We start from the raw sequence: 1,402 nt of genomic DNA on the forward strand, positions 1-1,402 counted from the left end.
TCTAAGAACTCCTAACGAAATGAGTGGGCGCAAGTCCGGGTCACTGGTCAGCTGACCGGACGTGCGTCAAGATCGCTTCATGCTGATGGGACGCAACTTGGAGACCGCAGCGCAGCTGAATCTGGCTCTGTTCTGTGACGACGAGGGCAACAGCGTTCGCATCACGGTGCTCGGCGCTCTGCAGGGTGTGGCTGGAGGGCTCGCCGCGGAGGTCGTCGTTGACACGCCATTCGTCGCCGGACGCGTGAATCTCTCGCTGTGGCGGTCACGGCTGACTTCGTGGGGCGATGCCCTGGATCGTCTTGAGGCCGGCGAGGACATCGCCTGGTTGCACGTCCAGCGTGGACCGTCCATCTTCATCCATCTCAGCAGCGAGCGTGACTGTCCTGAGGTGGTGGTTGAAGACGATCTCGCCTCCATGGTGACCGTTCGGGTGCCGATTGACCTACCGGCCGACTGGATCGCGACCCACCGGCGCCTACTCGGCGCCGTACTCCGTGCTTGGGATGACCACTTGTCACCGGAGTGAGCAGAGCTTCCGCCAGCAGATGAGGGAGCATCCAAGGCTGAGGAAGGCCTCGTGAATGTCGTCGCGAATCTCCCAACGGATCCGCAGGCGGCGGAACCAGTGCAGGTGAGCGAAGGTGCGCTCGACAACCCAGCGTTGAGTTCCAAGTCCGGAACCGTGTTCGGTGCCACGCCGCGCGATCAGTGGCTTCACGCCGAGCCCGCGGACGAGGTGACGGTACTTGTCATGGTCGTAGCCGCGGTCACCGAGCACAACGTCGGGACGACGCCGAGGCCGGCCGCGCTTGCCCCGCACGGAAGGCACTGTCTGGAGCAGTGGGATGAGCTGGGTGACGTCGTTGCGGTTGCCGCCGGTCAGAGTGACGGCGAGCGGGATGCCGGTGGCATCGGTAATCAAGTGGTGCTTGCTGCCCGTCCTGCCCCGGTCGACAGGGCTTCGTCCTGTCTTGGCGCCCCTTTTAACGCCCGGATATGAGAGCCGTCGACCGCCGCCCGGGAGAAGTCCAGGGCGTCCGAGCTACGGAGCTTGGCCAAGAGCGTTTCGTGGAGCCGAGGCCACACACCAGCCTCGGTCCACTCGGCCAGGCGCCGCCAGCACGTCATGCCTGAACCGAAGCCCAGCTCCTGCGGCAGGTGTTCCCACGCAATCCCGGTATGCAGCACGAACAGAATGCCCTGGAACACCAGCCGGTCCGGATGCCGCTTCCGCCCGGGATGGTGAGTGCGACGCTCGACTTTCGGCAGCAGCGGTTCGATCACCGCCCAGAGTTCGTCCTCGACATGCCACGGCTTCGGCCGAGCCACCTCACACCCCCGGATCAACGCACCCGGAGCGATCCAACCACCTCGAAGATCATTTCGTTAGGAGTTCTAA

Annotated in this window: 2 protein-coding genes; one reads left to right on the top strand and one right to left on the bottom strand. The window is 64.3% G+C overall.

The annotated features are described in order from the left end of the window. The first annotated feature begins 79 nt into the window (after nucleotides 1-79). A complete protein-coding gene (locus ACWGJB_RS49815) occupies nucleotides 80-529 on the top strand; it encodes a DUF5959 family protein (protein WP_453386636.1) in 450 nt (149 codons plus the stop codon). Here ACWGJB_RS49815 and ACWGJB_RS49820 read toward each other — a convergent pair. Next, nucleotides 518-1,332, bottom strand: a protein-coding gene (locus ACWGJB_RS49820; protein WP_453386637.1) for an IS5 family transposase whose coding sequence is annotated in 2 segments (ribosomal slippage) — nucleotides 518-990 and nucleotides 990-1,332 — 816 coding nt in all. Because the reading frame shifts where the segments join, the coding sequence is not laid out codon by codon here. The genes ACWGJB_RS49815 and ACWGJB_RS49820 overlap by 12 nt on opposite strands. Nucleotides 1,333-1,402 lie beyond the last annotated feature (70 nt).

This window comes from Streptomyces sp. NPDC054813 (assembly GCF_053611365.1).